Genomic DNA, 22720 nt, shown 5'->3' on the forward strand with positions numbered 1-22720 from the left:
GGGGCCGGCTCCGCCAGCGCGTCAGTTTCCGTGGGTGAAAACCACCTTGCCGAACACCTCTCCCGTTTCCATGCGCTCGAACCCGCGCCGGGCGTCATCGAGCGCATGCACGGAGTCGATTCTCGGACGGATGCCGCTCACGGTAAGGAATTGCGCCAGCCGCCCGAGTTCATCACGAGTTCCCATGGTGGAGCCCAGCACGCGCAGCTGCAGGAAGAACACCCGGTTGAGGTCCGCAGACGGTGCGGGACCGCTTGTTGCACCGCAGGTGACGACGGCGCCGCCCGGTTTGAGCGCCTTGAGTGAGTGTGCCCAGGTGGCCTCGCCGACCGAATCAAAGACCACGTCCACCCGCTCGGGAAGCCGGGCACCGGCGTCGAACGCGTCCTGTGCCCCCAGTTCCAGCGCCTGCTCCCTTTTCTCCCCGCTGCGGCTGGTGACCCACACCCGGTAACCGGCAGCGGCAGCGAGCGAAATGAGAGCGGTGGCCACCCCGCCGCCGGCCCCCTGCACCAGGACCGTCGATCCTGGCGATGCAGTGGACGTGGTGAACAGCATCCGGTACGCCGTCAGCCAGGAAGTCGGCAGGCAGGCGGCCTCCTCGAACGTCAGGTCCGCCGGCTTCGGCACAAGATTGCGCGCAGGCACCCAGACGTAATCCGCCATGGTGCCCGGGTGGTGCTCCGACAGCAGCGAGCGGCGGGGGTCGAGGGTCTCATCCCCCTGCCAGCCGGGAGAGGAAATCACGCTGTGGATGATCACCTCGTTGCCGTCGTCGTCCAGTCCCGCCCCGTCACAGCCGAGGATCATCGGCAGCTTGTCCGGACCCAACCCGACACCGCGCAGCGACCACAGATCGTGATGGTTCAGCGCCGAGGCAAGCACGCGGACCCGGCGGAAGCCCTCCGGTGCGGGCTGCTCCGGAAGTTCACCGACCCGCAGTCCTTCCAGCGGACGCTCGGCGGACATCGACTCTGCAAATACTGCACGCACGCGGCACTCCTTTGTCGGGGATTCTTCCGCACTATCCTAGGCGGGCACCCGTCCCTCTGCCGCACCTGGCCTGTGGAGAGACCCTGCCGCGTGCGTTTAGGTTCACCCCGCCTGCGTGTGGGAGACTGGAGGGCAGTCCGGACCCGAGCGGTCAACCGGTAAAGCCATACACAGGCAACGTAAGGAGGCAGCCATGAGCAAGCGTGCACGCAAGCGCCGTGATCGCAAGCGCGGCGGCGCTAACCACGGTAAGCGCCCCAACACCTGACATCACGGTCACACAGACAAAGGAACCCCCGTACCAGTACGGGGGTTCCTTTGCGTTGTGCCCTCCGGTGGGGCGCCGGCCTAGTGGTCGACAGTCTTGATCTGGCTGATGCGATCGAGGATGTTCGACTTGAGGGTTGCCGGTGCAACCTCCGTACAGGACCGCTTCACCACCGACCGGATCACGCACTCCAGATCATGTTCCTGGGTGCAGTCCGGGCAGTCCTCGAGGTGGTTCTTGATCTCCACCAGGTCAGCGTGGGAGAGAGCACCGTCAAGGTACTCGTACAGCCGCTCGATCCGTGAATCGTCGCAGTCGCCAAGGCTATGGCAGTCGCTCATTTTCCGTTCTCCTGTGTAGTTCCACCGTCAGCGGCGGACGCGCGTGCCGAATCACCCATGCCGCGCTCATGCGCGTATTCGGAGAGCAATTCCCGCAGGAGCTTGCGTCCGCGGTGCAGCCGCGACATCACCGTGCCGATCGGGGTATTCATGATTTCCGAGATTTCCTTGTAGGCAAAGCCCTCGACATCCGAGAAGTAGACCGCCAGCCGGAACTCTTCGGGAATGGCCTGCAGCGCCTGCTTGACATCGGAATCGGGAAGGTGGTCGAGTGCCTCCACCTCGGCTGAACGCAGTCCCGATGACGTGTGTTCGGCTGCCTTGGCGAGCTGCCAGTCCTCAATGGTGTCCGAGTGCGACTGCAGGGGCTCCCGCTGACGCTTGCGGTACAGGTTGATGTACGTGTTGGTGAGGATGCGATACAGCCAGGCCTTCAGATTTGTACCCGGCTTGTACTGGTGGAAAGCGGAGAACGCCTTGGTGTAGGCCTCCTGCACCAGGTCCTCCGCGTCAGCCGGATTGCGTGCCATCCTCATGGCTGCCGAATAGAGCTGGTCCACGTACTGCATGGCATCCCGCTCGAACCGGGCCGTCCGTTCCGCAACGGATTCGGCGTCCAGGTCCAGTTCCTTGTCTTCGGTCGGCGTGGGCCCGGCCGCGGCTGTGGTATCCATTGCTGCAAAGTCTACGCGTCCACGGGTCTGCGGGCGCTGCGCCGGCCGGGCCGGGGCAGCCACCTGGAGGCGCGGAACCCGGTCCTGTACCGATGATGCTGTACCCATCTGCTCCTCGTATCCGTCCTCTGCGTGTTGTTCCTCTATCGACAACGGTCCCCGGGAAGCGGATATTCCTGCGCGGGCGCCGCAGCCGGATCGCCTCGCTGGAGCAAAAGTGTAAAACTAGACACATCCATTCCCAGCTGTAACTGACTTTGTCCGCATAAGTAGATCCGGTGCCGCCCGCGGTGCTGGAAACCAGGAGGCATTGTGACCCTTGTTCGCGTACTCGCCCGCCCATTGCTCGCCAGCAGCTTCGTCCTTACGGGCATTGACCGGCTTCGGAACACGGACGCGACGGCCGCTGCGCTCCGACCCACGCTCGACCGGATCACCAAGGCAGTCCCCGCTGCCGCCTCAGCGACAGGCAATGAACAGGCTGTCGCCAAAGTGCTCGGCACCGCGCACCTGGGAGCCGCCGTCCTGCTCGGCATCGGCCGTTTCTCCCGGCTTTCGGCACTGGTGCTGGTTGTGACCTCCACCCTGAACGCCGTCGTCGAATTCAACAATGCGGATTCATCCACGTCGAAGGCGCGCAAGGAACGGCGCAACCAGCTCATCAAGAACCTCTCCCTCCTCGGAGCTGTGCTGCTCGCAGCGGTGGACACCAATGGGCGGCCGAGCTGGGCCTGGCGGGCCGAGCACTTCGCCGAGGACGCACGCCGCAATGCCCTCGCCCTGAGCCACGACACCCGGAAGAACATCCGGAAGGCCGAAAAAGCAGTACGCAAGACGGCGTCGGAAGTCACGGGTAGCTAAGGGACGTGAGTGCACTGCCCGCCGCGCCGTCCTCCACCTCCTTCTGGCCCGCGCCGCGCACCCTGGGCCCTGTTGATGCAACAGTGGAGGTTCCAGGGTCAAAGTCCCTGACCAACCGGTACCTTGTGCTCGCAGCCCTGGCGAGCGGACCCAGCAGGCTGCGCGCACCGCTGCACTCACGGGACTCGCGCCTGATGGTGGACGCCCTGCGCTCCCTCGGCGCGGGCGTGCAGGAGGTCGACGGAGACGGCAGGTTCGGTCCCGACCTGCTGGTCACCCCCATCCCGGCGGATGCATCCGGAGACGCAAGCGTCGACTGCGGACTCGCCGGGACCGTCATGCGCTTTGTGCCCCCGCTGGCCGCCCTCCGGAACGGACGCACCTTCTTTGACGGCGACCCGCACGCCCGTCGGCGCCCCATGGGCACGGTGATCGGCGCCCTGCGCCGACTCGGTGTCCCGCTCGAAAACGACGACGACGCCCTGCCGTTCACGGTCGAGGGCTCCGGAGGGGTCGAGGGCGGGACACTGACGATCGATGCGAGCGCCTCGTCGCAGTTTGTCTCGGCGCTGCTGCTCGTCGGAGCCCGCTTCAGCGAAGGCCTGCGCCTCGAGCACGTCGGCCCCCCGGTGCCGAGCCTTGACCACATTGCCATGACCGTCCAGGTGCTGCGGGAGCTCGGCGTCGTCATCGATGACTCAGTGCCGAACGTCTGGCATGTGCAGCCGGGGACCATCAACGCCTTCGATGTCCGTATCGAACCGGATCTCTCCAACGCCGGCCCGTTCCTCGCGGCCGCGGTCGCCACCGGCGGCACGGTACGGATGCCGCACTGGCCCGCGGACACCACGCAGGTCGGCGCGAAGTGGCGGACCATCCTCCCCCGGCTCGGCGCCGCCGTCGAACTCACTGAGGATTCCACCCTGGTGGTCCGCGGAACCGGCACCATCACCGGTGCCGAACTGGCGGACACCAGCGAACTTGCGCCAACGGTAGCCGCGCTGTGCGCTCTCGCACAGACCCCGTCGCTGCTCACCGGGATAGCACACCTGCGCGGACACGAGACAGACCGGCTCGCGGCACTGGTGGCCGAGATAAACCGGCTGGGCGGCGATGCGGAGGAGACCTCCGACGGCCTGATCATCCGCCCGGCTGCGCTTCACGGCGGACCGTTCCACACCTATGACGATCACCGCATGGCCACGGCGGGCGCAATCCTGGGCCTCGTGGTGGACGGCGTCGAGGTGGAGAACATCGCGACCACAGGCAAGACCATGCCGCAGTTCCCCGAGCTGTGGGAGGCCGTCGCAGCCACCGCTGAGCCGAGCGGCCCGCGGTGACGTCCGGCGGATCCCGGCGCGGTACCTCCTCCTGGGATGAGTCCGACGTCCGCATCAGGCCGAACAAGAAAGGTTCCCGCCCACGGACAAAGGATCGCCCCGCCCATGAGGATGCGGTCACCGGGCGGATCATCACCGTGGATCGCGGGCGCTATACCGCCGTCGTCGATGAGGACCAGGCAACCGAGCGCGTGGTGATCGCCGCCCGCGCCCGGGAGCTGCGCCGCTCCCCCGTCGTCGCCGGGGACCTCGTGGCGCTGGTGGGTGACGTGAGCGGCGAGCCGGACACCCTTGCCCGGTTGGTCCGGATCCAGGAACGCCGAACCCTGCTGCGCCGCAGCGCCGACGACACCGATCCGGTGGAGCGGGCCGTGGTAGCCAACGCCGATCAGCTGGTGATTGTTGTTGCTGCGGCGAACCCCGAGCCGCGGACCGGTTTCATCGACCGTGCGCTGGTGGCCGCGTACGACGCCGGCATCCAGCCGCTGCTGTGCGTCACCAAAGCGGACCTGCAGGATCCTGCAGGCCTCCTTGCCAACTACGAGCACCTTGACCTGCACATCATCACCAGCCGCACGGCGTCCACCCCGGACGCGGTTCGGACAACGTCCGCCAGCGGCGCTTCCGCACTTCTGGCGCCTGAGGCGGTCGCGCAGCTGAAGGGTCTGCTGGACGGCCGGGTGAGTGTACTCCTCGGGCATTCCGGCGTCGGGAAGTCCACCCTGGTCAACGCGCTCACGGGAGCCAACCGCGCCACCGGGGGCGTCAACGCTGTCACCGGGCGCGGACGCCACACCTCGTCCTCGGCCTACGCCCTCAAGGCAGCCGACTCCGCACCGGGCACGTGGATCATCGACACGCCGGGAATTCGTTCATTCGGCCTTGCCCATGTGGATGCTGACCGCATCCTCGCTGCCTTTCCCGACCTCGCGCCCGGCACCGAGCAGTGCGAACGAGGGTGCAGGCATGATGACAGCGCGGTCAACTGCGGACTGGACGACTGGGTGGAATCCGGGCACGCCGGCGAGTCCGGGCCGGTGCGGCTTTCCTCCCTGCGACGGCTCCTTGGCGCAGGCATCGAAACGCCGCAGGGGTCGAAGGAATTGGGACAGCAGTAGCCGGTGCACCCGTACCGGCCCGCAGCCTGCTAGACTGAATCCAGTTGTTGTGTTGCGCACGAATATTTAGCCTTGATTTCTCTACGGAGTTCGAAAGCTTTTTTTGCAGGCGAGATGAACACCGCGACGGGAACCCCGAAGTACGGGGGGATCCTACACTCAAGGAATGAATAAAATGGCAACAGGTACAGTCAAGTGGTTTAACGCTGAAAAGGGCTTTGGATTCATCGCTCCTGATGACGGCGGCGCTGACGTCTTCGCTCACTTCTCCGCAATCAACTCCGGCGGCTTCCGCTCGCTCGAGGAGAACCAGAAGGTCAGCTTCGAGACCACCCAGGGACCCAAGGGTCCCCAGGCTGAGAACATCTCCGTTCTCTAACTCTTAGTTTTCAAGGAAAGGGACACCGGCTGACGGCCGGTGTCCCTTTCCTGCGTTAACCGTGCCCGCCGCCGGAGGGCACCACGCATACATTGGGCACGTTCGGCCCGGGCCTCCCGCACCCGCGCGTGCAGAGGATATAGGTTGAAGAGTATGAACCTCCAGAGCTACAACGATGACCTGCGCCTTGCCCATGTGATGGCCGACTCCGTGGACGACCAGACCATGTCCAGGTTCAAGGCACTGGATCTGGCGGTTGAGACCAAGCCGGACTTCACACCGGTCACGGACGCGGACAAGTCAGCCGAAGAGGCCATCCGCGGACAGCTCTCCCGCGCCCGTCCCAGGGACGCGGTGCTAGGCGAGGAGTTCGGCAGCAGCGGTGCGGGCTCCCGCCGCTGGATCATTGATCCGATTGACGGCACCAAGAACTTTGTCCGAGGCGTTCCCGTGTGGGCGACACTCATTGCGCTGGTCGATGAGGGGCGCCCCGTCGTCGGGGTGGTCAGTGCTCCCGCTCTCGGCAAGCGCTGGTGGGCGGCGACCGGCACGGGTGCGTTCATGGGCAAGTCGCTGGCCGCGGCAACCCGGCTGCGGGTCTCGAGCGTGTCCCGCCTGGAAGACGCCTCCCTCTCCTACTCGAGCCTCTCAGGGTGGAAGCAGCGCGGAAATCTCGACGAGTTCATGTCGCTGACCGAGTCAGTCTGGCGCACGCGGGCATACGGCGACTTCTGGTCCTACTGCCTGGTGGCCGAGGGAGCCGTGGACATCGCCTGCGAGCCGGAACTCAATCTGTATGACATGGCAGCGCTGGTCCCCATCGTCACCGAAGCCGGCGGCCGGTTCACCTCGCTTGAAGGTGCCGACGGACCGTTCGGCGGAAACGCGCTCGCCACCAACAGCATCCTGCACAGCGATGTGCTGAAGACGCTCAACCCCTCACTGGATGACCTGCTCCAGGAGGGTGCCGGCGCCTGAGCCGGCCGCGTAACAAAGCGCGCGGATGCCTCCGGTCTGTCCTATTCTGGATTCCTAGGTCACGAGTGCCAGCGTTAAACCCCGGTTTGCTGGCCGGCAACCCTCCTTCCGCGGTGGGGTGCCCCGGGTGACGACCAGGCCGGATCAGAATGTGGTTCGGCAAGCGCGGGACCTCCCTTTGCAGGTCCCTTGAGACCACTGTGGGGTTACATCCGTGAGCAATGCCATCCTGGAAACCATTCAGGACCTTTCCGAATCGCCGTTGGCGGACGTTCTTGGCGCCGACCTGCAGTCGCCGCTGATCGACGGCACGCCGGTACGGTACGTGAATCTGGACTATGCAGCATCGACGCCGGCGCTGGCACAGGTCAGCGATTATCTGCAGAGCGTCCTGCCCTACTACGCAAGCGTCCACCGCGGTGCTGGGTATGCGTCACAGATCTCGACTTCCCTGTATGAGAACGCGCGGCGGATTGTCCGGGCCTTCGTCGGGGGCAGGGAGGATGACGCGGTCATCTTCACCCGCAACACCACCGATTCCCTCAACCTCCTGGCGGGCTGCCTGCCGGAGGACGGCGAGGTGCTCTACCTCGACCTGGAGCACCACGCCAACCTGCTGCCCTGGCTTGACCGCCCCCACCGCGGGCTCGTCGCAGCAGACACCGTCGAGGCCACCCTTGCCGCCGTGGAGGAGGAACTCGCCTCCGGGGGGATCAGCCTGCTCGCGGTCACCGGTGCCTCGAATGTGACAGGCGAGGTGCTGCCGATCGCACGGTTCGCCTCCGCCGCCCACGCCCACGGTGCACGGATCGTCGTCGACGCCGCCCAGCTGGCGCCGCACCGGCGGCTTGACCTCGTGCGGGACGGCATTGACTACGTCGCCTTCTCCGGGCACAAGCTGTATGCGCCGTTCGGCGCGGGCGTACTGGTGGGAAGGCCGGACTGGCTCGACGCGGGCACCCCGCATCTCGCAGGCGGCGGCGCGGTGAAGACGGTGAAGGTTGATTCGGTGTCCTGGGCCACCGGTCCGGCACGCCATGAGGGCGGCTCGCCGAACGTCCTGGGTGCCGCAGCGCTGGCGCATGCGACGGAAGTTCTTGCTGCTTTGGACGCAAAGGACTGGCTGGAGCACGAATCACTACTGCGCACCTCCCTCGTCGAGGGGCTCGCGGCGCTTCCAGGTGTCACCGTCCACCGCATCTTCACGGACAGCACCGACGCGATCGGTGTGGTGAACTTTTCGGTCCACGGTTACGACGCCGGCCTCGTCGCTGCGTATCTGTCCGCCGAGCATGGCGTGGGACTCAGAGACGGGAAGTTCTGCGCCCATCCTCTGTTGAAGCGCCTGGGACTGCCCTCCGGATCGTTGCGGGCGAGTTTTGGTCTCGGCTCGCGCCAGGACGACGTCGGCCGGCTGCTGACCGGCCTCACCTCCCTTCTCCGGAACGGTCTGGGAACCGATTATGTGGTGGACGCAGGGCGCTGGGTGCCCGCCGTCGAGACCCGTTCCTTTCCGGAATGGGCGCCACCCACCCCGGGCACCGCGGGGGCCGCTCCGTGCGTCACCGACTGACTGCCCCCGGCCGGCCGTCAGTGCTGCCGGCGGCGCTGCTGTGGGAAAACGGATGATTTAATTGACGGGTTCCTATTAGTCCGGCCAGGAGTTGTGCCATGGGTCCCGGGGGTCCCCGCCTCGCAGAGCACCGCCGTCGTGAGTTGGCGCGGGGCTACCTGCAGGAGAGCGAGCGCTACGAGCGGGTCCGCCCGGGGTACCCGGCGGAAAGCGTGGAGTGGCTGGTGCCGGCGGGCGCGCAGCGCGCGGCCGACATCGGCGCGGGCACCGGTAAATTCACCCGCGAACTTGTCCGCCGCTGCCCCGAGGTAACGGCCGTGGACCCGTCGGAGGACATGCTGTCGGTGCTCGGACACCATCTTCCGCAGGTGCGGCGGGTGCAGGGTACGGCTGAGGCATCCCGGCTGGGCACCTCGAGCGTCGATGTGGTCACCATCGCCCAGGCATGGCACTGGTGTGACCCGGTATCGGCGAGCGCTGAAGCTGCGCGTATTCTCCGACCCGACGGTGTTTTCGGTCTGATCTGGAACCAGCTGGACGTGGGCGTGCCGTGGGTGCACCGGTTGTCACGCATCATGCACGCCGGGGACGTCTTCCGGCCGTCCTACCGCCCGGAGTTCGGTCCCTTCTTTTCGACGCCGGAGTCCTCGGTAGTCGCCTGGACACAGACCCTTCCGGTCGGAGATGTCATTGAGCTCGCCCGTTCTCGAAGCTACTACCAGAACGCTTCCGCCCGCGTACGCGCCAGGGTGGAGGCAAACCTGTCCTGGTATCTCCACGACCACCTCGGACACGCGGAGGACGCGATTCTCCAGCTGCCCTATCTCACCTATTCATGGCGTGCCGTCAGAGCCGGTGGTGAGTGCCCGGCGGGCGTCTGACCTTCCGCTTTTCCTGCCCGAAGCCGATTCAGATCGGGAGTCTGACTACAGCCGGAGCCTGACTATCCGGACGAGGAACGTCCGGAGGACCCTGCGTCCACGTCGGAGCCCTCGGCCGGATCCTGGGAGTGCGTCCCGGTATCCGAGGGATCCTGCGACCTGTCACCTTCGGCAGGCTGTTCCGAGTGCTCGCGCGGCTCTTCCTCGGCCTGGGGGTTCTCGCTCATGGTAAATCCTCCTGTTGATCGTTCCCAGATCCAACCATGCACGCCACGGCACGCTGTGTCGAGGGCGTCGCTGGAATCCCGGTGCGGTATGGGTTAGATTTAGGCATGCCGAAATTTTGGGTTCCGGTTTACCTCATCTGCCTGTCCATGCTGTCCGGGTGCGGTATCCAGACAGATCGCACAGCAGCCGAGGCGGATCCCCGCCCGGTTGTCCTCACCACGTTCTCGGTCCTTGCGGACCTCACCCGTTCCGTGGCCGGGGAACACATCCGCGTCGAGTCCATCACCAAGGTCGGGACGGAAATCCACGGCTATGAGCCGACGCCCTCCGACCTCATCAACGCACAGGACGCAGACCTGATCCTTGACAACGGGCTGGGCCTGGAACGCTGGTTTGAGCGGTTTGTGCTCTCTGTGGACGCTCCCCACGTTGTGCTCTCGGAGGGCGTCGATCCGGTCGACATCAGGTCCGGGAACTATGCGGGACTCCCCAACCCCCACGCCTGGATGTCGCCCAAGGCGGCACAGATCTATGTGGAGAACATCGTGGTAGCGCTATCGGACCTTGATCCGGAACACGCCGGTGATTACGCAGCGAACGGGAAGGAACTGAAGCAGGAACTCGAAGCCCTGCTGACTGATCTGCAGGGCGCTTTCGAGGCAGACGCGGCTACCCCGGCGCTCGTGACGTGCGAGGGAGCCTTTTCCTACCTCGCCCGCGATGCCGGACTGGAGGAAGCGTTCATCTGGCCGGTCAACTCCGACAATGAGGGCACACCCCGGCAGATCCTGGACGTGATCGCCTTCGTCGAGGAACACGAAGTGCCCACCGTGTTCTGTGAATCGACCGTGAACCCGTCGGCGCAGGAACAGGTGGCGCGCAGCACCGGTGCGGCGCTGGCCGGTCCGCTCTACGTGGATTCCCTGTCGGAGGCTGACGGACCGGTCCCCACCTTCCTCGATCTCCTGCGGCACGACATCAACCTCATCGTCGAAGGATTGACACCATGAACCAGACCTCCCTGAACCCTACCGAGCCGGCGATCGTCGTCGACCGGCTCAGCGTGCACTACGGCGATGTGACCGCGCTGGACAGTGTGAGCGTCACGGTCAACCGCGGACAGATCTGCGGGCTGATCGGTGTGAACGGGTCCGGCAAGTCAACGCTCTTCAAGTGCCTCATGGGGCTGGTTAATGCCCAGCAGGGCTCCCTTGCGCTCTTCGGGCGGAGCTCGACGGCCGCGAGGAAAGGCCGGCTGGTGGCGTACGTGCCGCAGTCCGAGGACGTGGACTGGAACTTTCCGGTGTCCGTCGGGGACGTCGTCCTGATGGGACGGTACGCGCACATGGGGCCGCTGCGGCATCCGTCACGGGCTGACCGCGCTGCCGTGGACCATGCGCTGGAGCGGGTGGGCCTCACCATGCTGCGTAACCGGCCGATCGGGGAGCTGTCCGGCGGACAGAAGAAACGCACCTTCGTTGCCCGCGGCATCGCGCAGGAAGCCCAGCTCCTGCTCCTGGATGAACCGTTTGCGGGCGTGGACAAGGTCAGCGAAGCCACCATCGTCGAGCTGCTCCACGAGCTGAAGGGTGAGGGCCGCACCGTCCTGGTATCCACCCATGACCTCGCCGGCCTCCCCCAGCTCTGCGACAGCGCCATCCTCCTGCACCAGCGCATCCTCGCCGAGGGAACACCGGCGAAGGTCCTGACCCACGAAAACCTGGCGCGGGCCTTCGGTCCCGGAAGTCCGCCCGTGCCTGTCACTACACCCTCCGCCACTCCGATCGCACCGGGAGCGTAAATGGACCCCGCAGCATTCCTCCTCGAACCACTGCAGTACGGCTTCCTGACCCGGGCGCTGTTGGTTACCCTGGCGGCCGCCGTCGTCGCTTCCGTCCTGTCGTGCTGGCTCATACTGATGGGCTGGTCGCTCATGGGAGATGCCGTCTCCCATGCAGTGCTGCCGGGGGTTGCGCTCGCCTACATTGTGGGAGTTCCGTTCTCGATCGGTGCCTTCATCTTCGGCGCCGGAGCGGTGGCCCTGATCGGCGCGGTGAAGTCGACCACCAAGCTCAAGTCCGACACCGTGATCGGAGTGGTTTTCACGGCCCTCTTCGCTGTGGGCCTGGCCATCATCTCGCGAACCCCCTCACAGGTGGACCTGATGCATATCCTCTTCGGCAACGTCCTGGGCGTCACGGACGGCGAGCTCTGGCAGGTGCTGACCCTCGGCGCGCTTACACTCGGAATCGTGCTGTTCAAGCGACGCGACCTCACCCTGCTGGCCTTCGACCGCACCCACGCCCACGTAATCGGGCTGAACACACGTTTCCTCGGCGCCCTCCTGCTGGGGCTGCTCGCCCTGAGCGTTGTGGTGGGGCTGCAGGCAGTGGGCATCATCCTCGTGGTGGCCATGCTGATCACTCCGGGCGCCACGGCCTTCCTGCTGACCCGCAGTTTCGACCGCATGGTTGTCCTCGCCGTCACCATCACCACCACGGCCGCAGTATCCGGCGTCTATGCCAGCTACTACCTCGACGTCTCCACGGGCGCCTCCGTGGTACTCGCCCAGGCGCTCGCCTTCACCGCCGCCTACGTCGCGGCGCCGCGCACCGGCCTGCTGTCCCAGTTCAGACAACGACGGCGGCAGGCCGGCTCCCCTGCCGGACAGGCAGCCTGAGATGGCGGCCAGGCCCAACCCCGCAGGAAATGACTCATCGAGCGTCCAGGACTACGTGAAGACCATCTACGCGCTGACGGAGTGGCACGATGAGCCGGTCACTTCGTCACGGCTGGCTGCCCGGCTGTCCGTCGCCAATTCGTCGGTCTCCGAAATGATCAGGAAACTCGCCGAACTGGGACTCGTCAATCACAAGCCCTACCGCCCCGTCGAGCTCACCGCCGACGGACGGCGTCTCGCCCTGGCCATGGTCAGGCGGCACCGGCTGATCGAAACGTTCCTGGTACAGGATCTCGGGTACCGGTGGGATGAGGTGCATGATGAGGCCGAGCTTCTCGAGCACACCGTCTCCGACATGTTCATCGACCGGCTCGATGCCAGGCTGGGTTTCCCTCCCGCCGACCCGCACGGTGATCCGATCCCGACGGCGGCAGGCTCCATCACGCTGCCGGATGCCCTCCCGCTGTACCGCTTCGATGACGGGCACTCGGGCCGGGTCGCCAGAATCAGTGACGAAAACCCACAGCTCCTGAGGTTCCTCGCCTCCGAGGAAGTGGGAATCGGCGCGGACGTGACCGTATTGGGGCGGGCACCGTTCGGCGGATCCCTGGAGGCGAGGGTCGGCAGGGGCGCCGAGGCGCGGAACCTCAGCTTCGGCGATGAGCTCACCCGGGCCATCTGGGTCGAATCGGTGGGAGAACACGCCGGCTGTAACTTGGTGCCATGACCCCGCGGCCACATGCTACCCCCGACCACCTCAGCTGGAAGGTATGGGCCGCCGTCGCCGTCGGCGGTTTCACCGGCACGGAGGCTCGTTACCTGCTCGGCGTTGTCTTCCCGGAACCGCCCGGGGCCTATCCGTGGACCACCCTCGCGATCAATGTCGCCGGCAGCCTCCTGCTCGGCTGGCTCACGGCATCCTGGGCCGCAGGTGCGCGCGCCCCCCGGTGGCTTCAGGCCGGCCTGGGCCCGGGGCTCATCGGGTCCTTCACCACCTTCTCGGCAGTCGCGCTCGCAACCCTCGCCGAGCCTGCCCTGCTGGTGCCCTACCTGGGCCTGTCGCTCGTGCTCGGTCTTGCGGCCGCTGCGGCGGGGATCGCGCTGGGCCGGAGGACAGCGGCATGATGCTTGCGGCGCTGGTGGGCCTGGGCGGTATGGCCGGTGCGCTGGCGCGTTTCGCCGTCGACAAGGCCGTCGAGGTGCTCCGCGCACGACGGCGCCACTCAGTACCGCCGAAGCCGCCCTTTCCGGGCGGCACCCTGGTGGTGAATATTCTCGGGTCCGGCGGTATCGGGGTCCTCTGGGGGCTACTGCTGAATTCGACGCTGGACGCCGACCGGTATGCGGTGTGGGCGGCAGGGCTGGCCGGCGGGCTGACAACGTTCAGCACCTTCACTGTTGCCGCCGTCTCGCTCTGGGCAGGCAGACGGCAGCTGGCCGCCGTCGTGCATGTGGTCTCCAACATCGGGTGCGGGCTTGCAGCCGTATGGCTGGGGCTGCTCGCAACCGGCGCTGTGTGACAGTGCCGGGCGCGCATCGCAGCGTCTGATGCCTACACTGGGGACATTCCGTCGCTCCATCGAAAGGCGCCCTATGGCCACGCTGGGAATTGAAGAAGAATACCTCCTGCTGCATCCGGAATCGGGACTGCCGGTCTTCAACGCAGCTGATGTGCAGGCTCTTCTGGAAACCGGCGGATCCGTCAAGGAGGAGGACATCCAGCGGGAGCTGCTGAGCTGTCAGATCGAAACAGCAACGCCGGTGTGTTCCACGCTCACTGAGGCAGAGGAATCGCTGCTGAACTTCCGGCGGCAGCTTTCGGCGGCAGCGCGGAAATCCGGCGTGCGGGCCAGCGGATCAGCAACCGCTCCGCGCATCGAGGACAGCTATCCGGAGCTCACCGACAAGCAGCGCTACTACCAGCTGAAGTCGAGCGCCCCCGGCATCGTGGGAGACCAGTTTGTGAACGGGCTCCACGTCCACGTGTCGATTCCGGACAAGGAAACCGGAGTGCAGGCGCTCAACCGGATCCGCCCCTGGCTTCCCATCATCACCGCACTCAGCACCAACTCGCCGTTCTGGCTGGACCGCGACAGCGGGTTCGCCAGCTGGCGCACGGTGCACTACCGGCGGTGGCCGGTGCAGGGCTGCCCGCCCGTTTTCACGGACGCCGCCGAGTATGAACGCCGGATCCAGCGACTGGTGGACACCGGCGTGATCATTGACCGCGGCGTACTTACCTGGGTGGCCAGGCTCTCCGACCACTACCCCACCCTTGAGGTGCGGACGGCTGATTCCCAGCTTGAGGCGCAGGATTCAGTCCTGATCGGCGGCCTGGTCCGGGGCCTCGTCTCAACCGCAGTCCGGGACGCACTCGAGGGCACGCCGTTTCCGGATCCGGATGCGGAGCTGCTGGATGCCGCGCAGTGGCAGGCCGCGCGCCAGGGTCTGACCGGCGCCGTTGTCAATCCGCTGACCGGCACGCTGGTGCCTGCCCGGGAACAGATGGACCGCCTGCTTGAGCATGTGGGCGACGCGCTGGACGATGCCGGGGATACCCACTGGATCCTCGCCGGGCTCACAACGGTATGGGAGCGCGGCACCGGCGCCGTCCGGCAGCGTCAGGCGATGGAACGCAGCGGCATGACCGGGCTCGTCGATCTGTACACGGAGACGCTGATCGCCGAGCGCTGAGCCGTCTTTTGGCAGGACACACCCCGTCTGGCGCGGGGAAAGCGGCGTGTCCTGACAAATCAACGGTCGGGAAAAGCGGTTTCAGGTGAGGCGGAGGATCCGTACCTCCCAGGGCCGCAGATCGGCAGCCGGCTCACCATCGTAATTCCCCAGGACGAGGGTTCCCGTGCGCGCTGAATCGGCCAGGGACTCGTCCTCCGGAAGCGACAACGCTGCCCCTGAGACGTTGCCGATGACCAGGAGGGACCCGCCTGCACCTGTGCGGGTGAATGCATAGAGCGTGGGGTGGTCCTCCGCGAGCATGGAGAATTCGCCAAGGCGGACTGTCTCATCCTTGTGGCGCAGCTCAATGAGCTGCTGGTAGAACCGGAACACGGACTTCTCGGCTGCGCGGTCGGTGTCGGCGTTGACCAGCGGGTAGTTCGGGTTGACGCCGATCCACGGAGTGCCGCTGGTGAATCCAGCCTGCTCGCCCGCGGTCCACTGCACCGGCGTGCGGGCGTTGTCGCGGCTCATGATGCGCAGGTTGCGCAGCACCTCCCCCGGCTCGTGTCCCAGCGGTCCCGTGGCCTCGTAGAAGTGGTTGATCGACTCGATGTCCCGGAAGTCGCCCACCGTTTCGAACGGCGCGTTGGTCATGCCGATCTCTTCGCCCTGGTAGACGTACGGCGTCCCCCGGTGCAGGTGGAGCAGGGCGGCCCAGCAGGTGGCGGACTCGTACCGGAATACCCCGTCGTTGCCGAACCGGGAGACCAGGCGCGGCTGGTCGTGGTTGTTCAGGTACAGGCTGTTCCAGCCGGTACGGGCCAGGCCCTTCTGCCAACGGTTCCACGAGGTCTTGAGATCACGCAGGTCCAGTCCCTTGTAGTCCCATTTTCCGCCCGGCCCATGATCCAGCCCGACGTGCTCGAACTGGAAGACCATGTCCACCTCCCGGCGGGCAGGATCAGTGAAGAGCTTCGCCTCATCGATGGTCACGCCGGGCATCTCCCCGACTGTGATCAGCTCCGCGTCGCGGTCGTCGAACACCTCGCGGTGCATCTCCTGCAGGTAGTCGTGGATGCGCGGCCCGGACACGTAGTACTGGGACCCGTCGCCCCAGAGCTTTCCCGGCGGGACCGGACCGTCCGGCAGCGCGGGATCCTTGGAGATGAAGTTGATGACGTCCATGCGGAAACCGTCCACGCCGCGGTCCAGCCACCAGTTCATCATCTCGTAGACGGCACTGCGCACCTCCGGGTTTTCCCAGTTCAGGTCCGGCTGCTCGGGGGCGAAGAGGTGGAGGTAGTACTGGTTGGTGGCCGGATCCAGGGTCCAGCTCGGGCCGCTGAACGCTGAGCCCCAGTTGCTTGGCTCCGCGCCTTTTTCTCCGGCCTCGAAGCCCTCCCGTGCATCGCGCCACCAGTACCAGTCCCGTTTCGGGTTGTCGGTGGAGGACGCTGATTCGATGAACCAGGGGTGTTCGCTGGATGTGTGGTTCACCACGAGGTCCATGACGAGTTTCATCCCACGGCTGTGCACGCCCTTGAGTAGTTCATCGAACTGCTCAAGAGTGCCGAACGTCGGATCGATCCGGCGATAGTCGCTGATGTCATAGCCGTTGTCATGCTGCGGCGAGGAATAGATCGGGGAAAGCCACACGACGTCCACCCCGAGCTCCTCAAGGTGATCGAGCTTGCTGATGATCCCGCCGAGGTCGCCGATTCCGTCGCCGTTCGAGTCGGCAAAGCTGCGCGGGTAGACCTGGTAGACGACGGCACCTGTCCACCAGGCGGGTTCGGTTGCTGTAAGTTCGGTGGCCGGGTTCATTTGGTTGATCCTCTCATCACTCCGGAGATTACCCATCGTTGTGCGAAAAGGTACACCAGGAGCAGCGGTGCCATCGCCATCAGGTAGGACGCGAACGCCACCGGATAGTTGGTATTGAACTGGCCCTGGAAAATGAACTGGGCCAGCGGCAGGGTCTGCGCGGACGGGTCGGACAGGATGACCAGCGGCAGCATGAAGTCGTTCCAGGCCCACAGGCAGGTGAGGATGCCGACGGTGGCGTTCATGGGACCGAGGAGGGGGAAGATGACTTTCCAGAAAACGGTCCAGGTGCTGGCGCCGTCGGTGATGGCTGCCTCTTCGAGCTCCATCGGGATGGACCGGATGTACGCCACGTAGACAAAGATGTTGAACGAGAGCCCGTACACCGTGTAAAGCAGGATGAGGCCCAGCTGGTTGTCGAGGCCGAAGAGTGCAGTCTCCTTCACGACCGGCAGCATGATGATCGGAAACGGCACAAAGAGCGCCGCAATGAAGTAGAAGTAGAGGCCCTTGAACAGCTTTCGGTGCATGTTCCGTGCGATCGCATACGCCACCATGGAGTTAGTCAGCAGGGTCAGCAGCACGGCCCCCACGGTGATCATCGCGCTGTTCAGAAGCGCCCGGGGAAAGTCCGTCAGGGTCCAGGCCTCGGCAAAGTTGCCCCAGGCGGGGGCGCCGGGCAGGCCGAACCCGGATCCGCCCAGCTCGTCGGGGGTCTTCAGCGCCGTCACTACGGTGAAGTAGAGGGGGATGAAGATCGTGAGGGAGAGCACCGCCACCAGCGCGGTGAGCCACCAGTTGATCTGCCGCCTGTCGGGGCGGTGGGCGCTGTGGTCGCGTCCGCCGTCGTTCACTATCCTGTTGTTTTTTTGCTGCAGGGCAGCTTGGTCTGTTGCAGTCATTAGAACGAGGCCTCCCTGCGCTGCAGGATGCGCAGCTGGATGAACGAGATAGCGATGATCACGAACAGGTAGATCACGGCATTGGCCGTCTGGTAACCGTATTCGCCGCCCTGGAACCCACCGCGGTAGATGAGCACGGAGATCGACTCCGTCGATGTGCCCGGCCCGCCTCCGGTGAGTGAGATGATCTGGTCGAAGACCTGAAGGAAATTCTTCAGCGACAGGACCATGTTGATGGTGAAGAACGCCCCGATGAGCGGGAAGGTGATGGTGCTGAACTGCTTCCAGGCCGAGGCTCCGTCCAGGGACGCCGCCTCGTAGAGTTCACCCGGAATGGTCTGCAGGCCGGCCAGGTAGATGATGATGTTGAACGCCGCCGCCTGCCACACGGACAGGATGACGACGCCGATCCACGCGGTATCCTCACCGGCGAGGATGCTGCTGGTCAGGGCGTTGATTCCTAGCGCTTCGGCGATCGCCGGCACCGAGTTGGAGAACAGGTAGTTGAAGACGTACCCGACGATCAGGATCGATAGGATGTTGGGGATGAAGAAGATCCCGCGGAAGCCGGTCTTGAACTTGATCCTGCTGTTGAGGGCCATGGCGACCGACAGCGCGATGATGTTGACGGCGATGGTCGAGACGATCGCGAACAGGAAGGTGAAGCCGTACGCGTTCAGGATCCGCTCGTCACGGAACAGGTTGATGTAGTTGCTCAGCCCGATGAAGGACCATTCACCATAGCCGGCGTAGTTGGTGAAGCTGTAATAGATGCCGGTGAGCACCGGGACCGTATGGAAGACGAGGAACAGCGCAAAGGCGGGCAGAACCATGAGGTAAAACGCGCGGGGCAGCTTTTTCGCCGGTCGCGCCAGGGTGGGAACGCTCATGAGCGTGCCTCCTCTCGGGTGATGGTGCGTTCGGCGATCTTGTCCCACTCGTTGTCCATCTTGGCGAGGAAACTTTCGGTGTTGCCGCTGAGGATGAATTCCTGCAGGTAGGCCGGAAGCGGAAGGCTGGGCGGGATCTGGTGGTCAATGAAGCCGATGATGCGGCCGCTCTCAAAGTACGGGGCGAGGCCTTCCAACGCGGGGTCTGCGTTGGGCGGGCTGTCCGCGATCGGTGAGAAGGTGCTCTGCGCTTCCGAGTACCGCTGGACAATCTCGGGCGACATCATGAACTCCACGAAGCGGCGGGCCTCCTCGGGATGTTCGGTATCCCGGCCGATGGAGATTCCCACGTCCACGCCCGAGACCACCACCGTGTCCTGCGGGTTGTTGGTGGCCGGGTACGGGAACGTGCCGATGTTGACGTCCGGGTTCGCCGCACGGATGGGTGGAATGGCGTAGCTGCCCTGCAGGTACATGGCGGATTCACCGTTGGCGAAGGCTGCGTTTCCAGCGTTGTAGTCGCGGCTGGGGGAATTCTCCTGGCCGTAGGAGAACAGCTTGGCGACCTTCTCCATGGCTTCGGGGTATTCGGCCGAGAAGGAGGTCTCCTCCTGGCGCAGGGAGTCATAGAAGCCGTCCGGCTGCAGCGCGCCTGCGAGGTTGACGAACGCGGGACTCACCGTCCACCCGTCCTTCAGCGTCGTGTAGAAGGGTGTCACTCCGTTGGCCTTGAACATGTCCGCGAGTGCAATCAGCTCGTCCCAGGTGCCGGGCACTTCGGCCCCGTACTCCTCGAAGAGGTCCTTGTTATAGAGGATCCCGCTCGCGTTGTTGGCGAAGGGCAGCGCATTGATCTCCGAGCCGTTGCAGCTTCCAAGTTCCTGCACAATGTCCTGCACCGCGGGAATGACCGTCTGCGTGGTGGGCATGTCAGTGAGGTCCGCGAACACGCAGGCCTCCGCGAGCAGCCCATAGTTGCCGTTGGCGTTCAGGGTCAGCACATCCGGAGTCTTGTTCTTGACCAAGAGCGTGCGGATCGCGGTGTCAGCGTCAGGGACGTGGTTCTGGACCACGTTGATATCAGGGTTGGCAGCCTCGAAATCAGCGATGATCTCCTCGAAGTTGCCCACCGCCTCAGGTTTGAACTGAAAGAAATCGAGGGTGACGACGTCGTCGCTTCCGCTGGCGGGCGCGCAGCCGGACAGCGTCAACGCCGCCAGCGCCGCGGCAGAGGCCGCCGCAAATTTCCTTCGTGTAGCGGGGTGCTTCACGAATATCTCCTTATGTGGTGGGTGCCGAAATGTGAAGTGTGCCGGATGTGAAGTGTGCCGGATGTGAAGTGTGCCGGATCAGGTGTAGTGGTGTGCCGGATCAGGTGGTGCGAGCCAGGACTTCGATCAGAAGGGACTGCTCGGGGAACAGGACCGGCGCCTGGACGCCGAGGGCGCCCAGCAGCCTGCCGCTGAGGACAAGGGGTGTACCGTCGCGGGCGGCTTCGATCCAGGGAAGGCCGGACTGGCCCTGATCCGCATAGTCGTAGGAGGCCGGGGCGATGGTGTAGGCGGCAGCAGGGTCCAACCCCGGGAAAGTAATCCTGCCCGGAGGGTAGGACGCGCTGGACCCGGTGAGCGAATAGCCGTACAGCGCGCTCTGCCGGTCGCCGGCGACGACGCCGCGCAGGTCCATGGCTGGGTCAGGCAGGTCTGCATGCACCGTGGTTCCGCTGTGGAGGACCTCCCGCCACTGCCTGTGCAGTTCGATCCAATCCGCCAGCCGGGCAAGCTCCTCCTCCGACAGCCCGGAAATATCCCACTCGACGCCGAAATGACCGAAGATCGCGGTCGCGGCCCGGAAGGAAAGATCATGAGTGCGCCCCGTGGAGTGGGACCTGGGACCGCCCACGTGCATGCCCATGAGTTCCGGCGGGACCAGCAGCCCGGTGTGCTTCTGGTTGACCAGGCGCTCGATGGGATCGATGCAGTCACTCGTCCAGATGCGGTCGGTATGGCGCAGGATTCCCATGTCCACCCGCCCGCCCCCAGAGGCACAGGACTCGATCTCCAGCCCCGGATGGCGGTCCTTCAGCTCTGCCATGAGGCGATACACCGCCTCGACATTGGAATGCACGACGGCGGCGCCGCTCGTTGCGTCGCTGGCTTCCAGGAGATCCCGGTTGTGGTCCCACTTGATGTACGCGATGTCATTCGCGGAAAGCACGTTGTCGATGCAGGTCAGGATGTAGTCATAGGCTTCCGGGATGGCCAGGTTCAGCACCTGCTGCTGGCGTGCGGCGACGGGCAGCCGTCCGCGGGGGGAGATGATCCACTCCGGATGGTTGCGCGCGAGTTTCGAGTCGGGGTTCACCATTTCCGGTTCGAACCACAGCCCGAATTCCATTCCCAGCGCGCGCACGTGGTCGATGAGCGGGGTCAGGCCCTGCGGCCAGACCTCCCCGTCCACGAACCAGTCCCCCAGGCCGGCCGTGTCATCGCGACGGCCGGTGAACCAGCCGTCGTCGAGCACGTAGCGCTCGATTCCTGCCTGTGCCGCCCTGTCTGCCAGCGCTTTCAGCGTGGTGAGGTTGTGGTCGAAGTAGACGGCTTCCCAGGTGTTGAGGGTGACCGGTCGGGGGCGTACGGGGTGTTCGGGACGGTTACGGAACTCGGCATGGAAGCGGGCCGCCAACTGGTTCAGCCCGTCGCCCCAGGAACCGATAGCGTCCGGGGCGGTGTAGGTGGCGCCGGGCGCGAGTGCCATCTCCCCGGGCAGCAGCAGTTCCCCGCATGCCAGGAACTTTTCCCCGGTGGGGGTCTGCTCGGCGATGTACTGGTGATTTCCGCTCCAGGCCGTGTGCACGGCGTGCACCAGGCCCCGCTCGAAACTGAAGGCCGGTTCACCCGCCGCCACAAGCACTGTCGCATCGGCTCCGGGGCGGCCCCTCCGGCTTTCGCGGTGATAGGACCCGGCGGTGAGGTTGTGACGCTGCGGTGAGCGCTCCCGCAGGTGGCGGCCGGAGTGGTCCAGCACTTCCTGTGCACCGGCGGGCAGGGGGAAGGACGCCAGAAGGGAACGCACTTCGTACACGTCCGGACCGGTGTTCGTCACGGCCAGCTGCTGGCGAAGCAGACCTGCGGCCGTGATGGTGAGCTGCAGGGTGAGCCCCAGGCCGGCGTCGTCGTCGTTTGCTGTCACCGTCAGCTCATGGCCACCGGCGTCCAGCTCCACCGTGCGGAAGGCGGGCGTAAGGAAACTTCCTCCACGGTGGCCGCTGAATCCCGGCGTGCCCTGCCACCCGAAGGCTTCCTGCGGAACCAGGGACAGCCGGGCGGGAACGTCCAGACCTCCGGATACCCGCTGGGGGCGAGCGGCGTCGGCGAGGGCGTCGAGTTCATCCCCGGAAAGCTCTCCCAGCGCAGTTCCCCAGTACAGGATGGTCGGCAGGCCCGGGGTTCCGGTGTCGAGTACAACGCTGGTGCCGCCGCGGGTGAGGTGAAGGGTGCCTGATTGGTGCATGCAATAATTTGTGCATGCAATAATTTTTACCGCAGAACTAAATGGGTGTCAACCATCACATTACTCCCGGTTTGGTGCGGGCAGTTCAACCGGCCCGCAACAGTCCAGTTGCCTGTTGTAGCCATATCCCGACAGATCGATGCTGAATGACACGCTCCCTCCAGTGCGCTATATTTTCACAATAAAATCTATTGGGCTGAAAGGTACGCTAATGAATGTGGTCGCGTCCCTCTCTCCAGACAGTCCTTCCCGCCTGCTCGCCCGCGAGGTGCTCATCGGCGGCCCGCTGTCCAGGGGGGAACTGTCGCGGCGTCTCGGGCTTTCCGTTGCGAGCCTGACCCGGCTGAGCAAACCCCTGATCGAGGCTGGCATCCTGCAGGAGGGCCGCGAGGTCCTCGAAGGCGGCGTTGGCCGCCCCACGCGACCCCTCGAGGTTCCCGGAGGAACCCACCGGTTTGTGGGCATCAAACTGACCGGCGAGACGGCCTCCGGCGTGGCAACCGACCTGCGGTGCCAGACCCTCGCCACCGCGCAGGAGCAGCTCGGCAGCGAATCAGTGACCGACGTCGTCGACGCTATAGCCGCCGTCGTCGACAGA

Annotated in this window: 23 protein-coding genes, 1 pseudogene and 1 riboswitch; of the genes and pseudogenes, 15 read left to right on the forward strand and 9 right to left on the reverse strand. The window is 65.3% G+C overall.

Going from position 1 to position 22720, the window contains the following annotated elements:
• Positions 1-21: 21 nt before the first annotated feature.
• From X803_RS0115940 to X803_RS20650, 3 genes are all read right to left on the reverse strand, one after another.
• Entirely contained in the window at positions 22-993 is a 972-nt protein-coding gene (locus X803_RS0115940; RefSeq protein WP_026545907.1) for a zinc-binding dehydrogenase, read from the reverse strand.
• A 348-nt stretch (positions 994-1341) separates the two neighbouring features.
• On the reverse strand, positions 1342-1602 hold the full coding sequence (gene rsrA, locus X803_RS0115945) for a mycothiol system anti-sigma-R factor (RefSeq protein WP_026545908.1): 261 nt from the start codon (positions 1600-1602) through the stop codon (positions 1342-1344).
• On the reverse strand, positions 1599-2339 hold the full coding sequence (locus X803_RS20650) for a sigma-70 family RNA polymerase sigma factor (RefSeq protein WP_275450951.1): 741 nt from the start codon (positions 2337-2339) through the stop codon (positions 1599-1601). Before X803_RS20650 ends, rsrA begins: the two co-directional genes overlap by 4 nt.
• Before the next feature lie 249 nt (positions 2340-2588).
• Here X803_RS20650 and X803_RS0115955 point away from each other — a divergent pair, with 249 nt between their 5' ends.
• From X803_RS0115955 to X803_RS0115990, 7 genes are all read left to right on the forward strand, one after another.
• Entirely contained in the window at positions 2589-3137 is a 549-nt protein-coding gene (locus X803_RS0115955; RefSeq protein ID WP_026545909.1) for a DoxX family protein, read from the forward strand.
• Positions 3138-3151: 14 nt separating this feature from the next.
• Entirely contained in the window at positions 3152-4477 is a 1326-nt protein-coding gene (aroA, locus tag X803_RS0115960) for a 3-phosphoshikimate 1-carboxyvinyltransferase (protein ID WP_035779491.1), read from the forward strand.
• Positions 4474-5595, forward strand: coding sequence for a ribosome small subunit-dependent GTPase A (gene rsgA / locus X803_RS0115965; protein ID WP_026545911.1), 1122 nt, complete (start codon positions 4474-4476; stop codon positions 5593-5595). Before aroA ends, rsgA begins: the two co-directional genes overlap by 4 nt.
• Before the next feature lie 175 nt (positions 5596-5770).
• On the forward strand, positions 5771-5974 hold the full coding sequence (locus X803_RS0115970; RefSeq protein WP_026545912.1) for a cold-shock protein: 204 nt from the start codon (positions 5771-5773) through the stop codon (positions 5972-5974).
• Between the two features lie 153 nt (positions 5975-6127).
• Positions 6128-6952 carry a histidinol-phosphatase gene (gene hisN / locus X803_RS20655; protein WP_035779443.1) on the forward strand — a complete coding sequence of 275 codons (825 nt, stop codon included), beginning with the start codon at positions 6128-6130 and terminating at the stop codon, positions 6950-6952.
• A gap of 57 nt (positions 6953-7009) precedes the next feature.
• Positions 7010-7124: riboswitch (SAM riboswitch) on the forward strand.
• A 42-nt stretch (positions 7125-7166) separates the two neighbouring features.
• Positions 7167-8525: an aminotransferase class V-fold PLP-dependent enzyme gene (locus X803_RS0115985; RefSeq protein WP_026545914.1), complete on the forward strand. Its 1359-nt coding sequence runs from the start codon at positions 7167-7169 to the stop codon at positions 8523-8525.
• A 98-nt stretch (positions 8526-8623) separates the two neighbouring features.
• A complete protein-coding gene (locus X803_RS0115990; protein WP_026545915.1) occupies positions 8624-9406 on the forward strand; it encodes a class I SAM-dependent methyltransferase in 783 nt (260 codons plus the stop codon).
• Between the two features lie 62 nt (positions 9407-9468).
• On the opposite strand, the gene X803_RS22435 is transcribed toward X803_RS0115990, so the two are convergent.
• Positions 9469-9633 (reverse strand): hypothetical protein, encoded by a 165-nt coding sequence (locus tag X803_RS22435; protein WP_164468360.1) that lies wholly within the window; start codon positions 9631-9633, stop codon positions 9469-9471.
• Positions 9634-9738: 105 nt separating this feature from the next.
• Between X803_RS22435 and X803_RS0116000 the strand changes: the two genes are divergently transcribed.
• The 7 genes from X803_RS0116000 to X803_RS0116030 all read left to right on the forward strand — a co-directional run bounded on the left by X803_RS0116000 (position 9739) and on the right by X803_RS0116030 (position 15008).
• Complete coding sequence (locus tag X803_RS0116000) at positions 9739-10644, forward strand: metal ABC transporter substrate-binding protein (RefSeq protein WP_026545916.1); 906 nt, start codon at positions 9739-9741, stop codon at positions 10642-10644.
• Positions 10641-11435, forward strand: coding sequence for a metal ABC transporter ATP-binding protein (locus X803_RS20660; RefSeq protein ID WP_035779445.1), 795 nt, complete (start codon positions 10641-10643; stop codon positions 11433-11435). The genes X803_RS0116000 and X803_RS20660 overlap by 4 nt, the downstream gene beginning before the upstream one ends.
• Positions 11436-12314, forward strand: a complete 879-nt coding sequence (locus X803_RS0116010) for a metal ABC transporter permease (protein ID WP_026545917.1) — start codon at positions 11436-11438, stop codon at positions 12312-12314.
• 1 nt (position 12315) lies between these two features.
• Positions 12316-13041, forward strand: coding sequence for a metal-dependent transcriptional regulator (locus tag X803_RS0116015; protein ID WP_026545918.1), 726 nt, complete (start codon positions 12316-12318; stop codon positions 13039-13041).
• Positions 13038-13439: a fluoride efflux transporter FluC gene (locus X803_RS20665; protein ID WP_051470834.1), complete on the forward strand. Its 402-nt coding sequence runs from the start codon at positions 13038-13040 to the stop codon at positions 13437-13439. Before X803_RS0116015 ends, X803_RS20665 begins: the two co-directional genes overlap by 4 nt.
• The gene (locus X803_RS0116025; RefSeq protein WP_051470835.1) at positions 13436-13834 is read left to right on the forward strand and encodes a fluoride efflux transporter FluC; all 399 of its coding nucleotides are present in this window, start codon (positions 13436-13438) and stop codon (positions 13832-13834) included. Before X803_RS20665 ends, X803_RS0116025 begins: the two co-directional genes overlap by 4 nt.
• Positions 13835-13907: 73 nt before the next feature.
• On the forward strand, positions 13908-15008 hold the full coding sequence (locus X803_RS0116030) for a carboxylate-amine ligase (RefSeq protein WP_026545920.1): 1101 nt from the start codon (positions 13908-13910) through the stop codon (positions 15006-15008).
• A gap of 81 nt (positions 15009-15089) precedes the next feature.
• Here the strand turns inward: X803_RS0116030 and X803_RS0116035 are convergent, their stop codons facing one another.
• The 5 genes from X803_RS0116035 to X803_RS0116055 all read right to left on the reverse strand — a co-directional run bounded on the left by X803_RS0116035 (position 15090) and on the right by X803_RS0116055 (position 22122).
• Complete coding sequence (locus X803_RS0116035) at positions 15090-16817, reverse strand: alpha-glucosidase (protein ID WP_035779447.1); 1728 nt, start codon at positions 16815-16817, stop codon at positions 15090-15092.
• Positions 16814-17719 carry a carbohydrate ABC transporter permease gene (locus X803_RS0116040; RefSeq protein WP_084033867.1) on the reverse strand — a complete coding sequence of 302 codons (906 nt, stop codon included), beginning with the start codon at positions 17717-17719 and terminating at the stop codon, positions 16814-16816. Before X803_RS0116040 ends, X803_RS0116035 begins: the two co-directional genes overlap by 4 nt.
• A complete protein-coding gene (locus tag X803_RS0116045; protein WP_051470836.1) occupies positions 17719-18609 on the reverse strand; it encodes a carbohydrate ABC transporter permease in 891 nt (296 codons plus the stop codon). The genes X803_RS0116040 and X803_RS0116045 overlap by 1 nt, the downstream gene beginning before the upstream one ends.
• Positions 18606-19880: an ABC transporter substrate-binding protein gene (locus tag X803_RS0116050; protein WP_026545924.1), complete on the reverse strand. Its 1275-nt coding sequence runs from the start codon at positions 19878-19880 to the stop codon at positions 18606-18608. Before X803_RS0116050 ends, X803_RS0116045 begins: the two co-directional genes overlap by 4 nt.
• Before the next feature lie 100 nt (positions 19881-19980).
• Positions 19981-22122, reverse strand: coding sequence for an alpha-galactosidase (locus X803_RS0116055; RefSeq protein WP_026545925.1), 2142 nt, complete (start codon positions 22120-22122; stop codon positions 19981-19983).
• 211 nt (positions 22123-22333) lie between these two features.
• Here X803_RS0116055 and X803_RS22380 point away from each other — a divergent pair.
• Positions 22334-22720, forward strand: a pseudogene (locus tag X803_RS22380) (MarR family transcriptional regulator); the annotation flags it as partial.

The sequence above is a fragment of the Arthrobacter sp. 35/47 genome (assembly GCF_000520475.1).
Lineage (GTDB): Bacteria > Actinomycetota > Actinomycetes > Actinomycetales > Micrococcaceae > Arthrobacter_D > Arthrobacter_D subterraneus.

Excerpts from the sequence above, each read along its gene's own strand:
- rsrA (WP_026545908.1), bottom strand. The coding sequence starts at position 1,602 with ATGAGCGACTGCCATAGCCTTGGCGACTGCGACGATTCACGGATCGAG.
- X803_RS0115970 (WP_026545912.1), top strand. The coding sequence starts at position 5,771 with ATGGCAACAGGTACAGTCAAGTGGTTTAACGCTGAAAAGGGCTTTGGA.
- hisN (WP_035779443.1), top strand. The coding sequence starts at position 6,128 with ATGAACCTCCAGAGCTACAACGATGACCTGCGCCTTGCCCATGTGATG.
- X803_RS0115990 (WP_026545915.1), top strand. The coding sequence starts at position 8,624 with ATGGGTCCCGGGGGTCCCCGCCTCGCAGAGCACCGCCGTCGTGAGTTG.
- X803_RS22435 (WP_164468360.1), bottom strand. The coding sequence starts at position 9,633 with ATGAGCGAGAACCCCCAGGCCGAGGAAGAGCCGCGCGAGCACTCGGAA.
- X803_RS0116000 (WP_026545916.1), top strand. The coding sequence starts at position 9,739 with ATGCCGAAATTTTGGGTTCCGGTTTACCTCATCTGCCTGTCCATGCTG.
- X803_RS20660 (WP_035779445.1), top strand. The coding sequence starts at position 10,641 with ATGAACCAGACCTCCCTGAACCCTACCGAGCCGGCGATCGTCGTCGAC.
- X803_RS0116010 (WP_026545917.1), top strand. The coding sequence starts at position 11,436 with ATGGACCCCGCAGCATTCCTCCTCGAACCACTGCAGTACGGCTTCCTG.
- X803_RS0116015 (WP_026545918.1), top strand. The coding sequence starts at position 12,316 with ATGGCGGCCAGGCCCAACCCCGCAGGAAATGACTCATCGAGCGTCCAG.
- X803_RS20665 (WP_051470834.1), top strand. The coding sequence starts at position 13,038 with ATGACCCCGCGGCCACATGCTACCCCCGACCACCTCAGCTGGAAGGTA.
- X803_RS0116025 (WP_051470835.1), top strand. The coding sequence starts at position 13,436 with ATGATGCTTGCGGCGCTGGTGGGCCTGGGCGGTATGGCCGGTGCGCTG.
- X803_RS0116030 (WP_026545920.1), top strand. The coding sequence starts at position 13,908 with ATGGCCACGCTGGGAATTGAAGAAGAATACCTCCTGCTGCATCCGGAA.
- X803_RS0116035 (WP_035779447.1), bottom strand. The coding sequence starts at position 16,817 with ATGAACCCGGCCACCGAACTTACAGCAACCGAACCCGCCTGGTGGACA.
- X803_RS0116040 (WP_084033867.1), bottom strand. The coding sequence starts at position 17,719 with ATGACTGCAACAGACCAAGCTGCCCTGCAGCAAAAAAACAACAGGATA.
- X803_RS0116045 (WP_051470836.1), bottom strand. The coding sequence starts at position 18,609 with ATGAGCGTTCCCACCCTGGCGCGACCGGCGAAAAAGCTGCCCCGCGCG.
- X803_RS0116055 (WP_026545925.1), bottom strand. The coding sequence starts at position 22,122 with ATGCACCAATCAGGCACCCTTCACCTCACCCGCGGCGGCACCAGCGTT.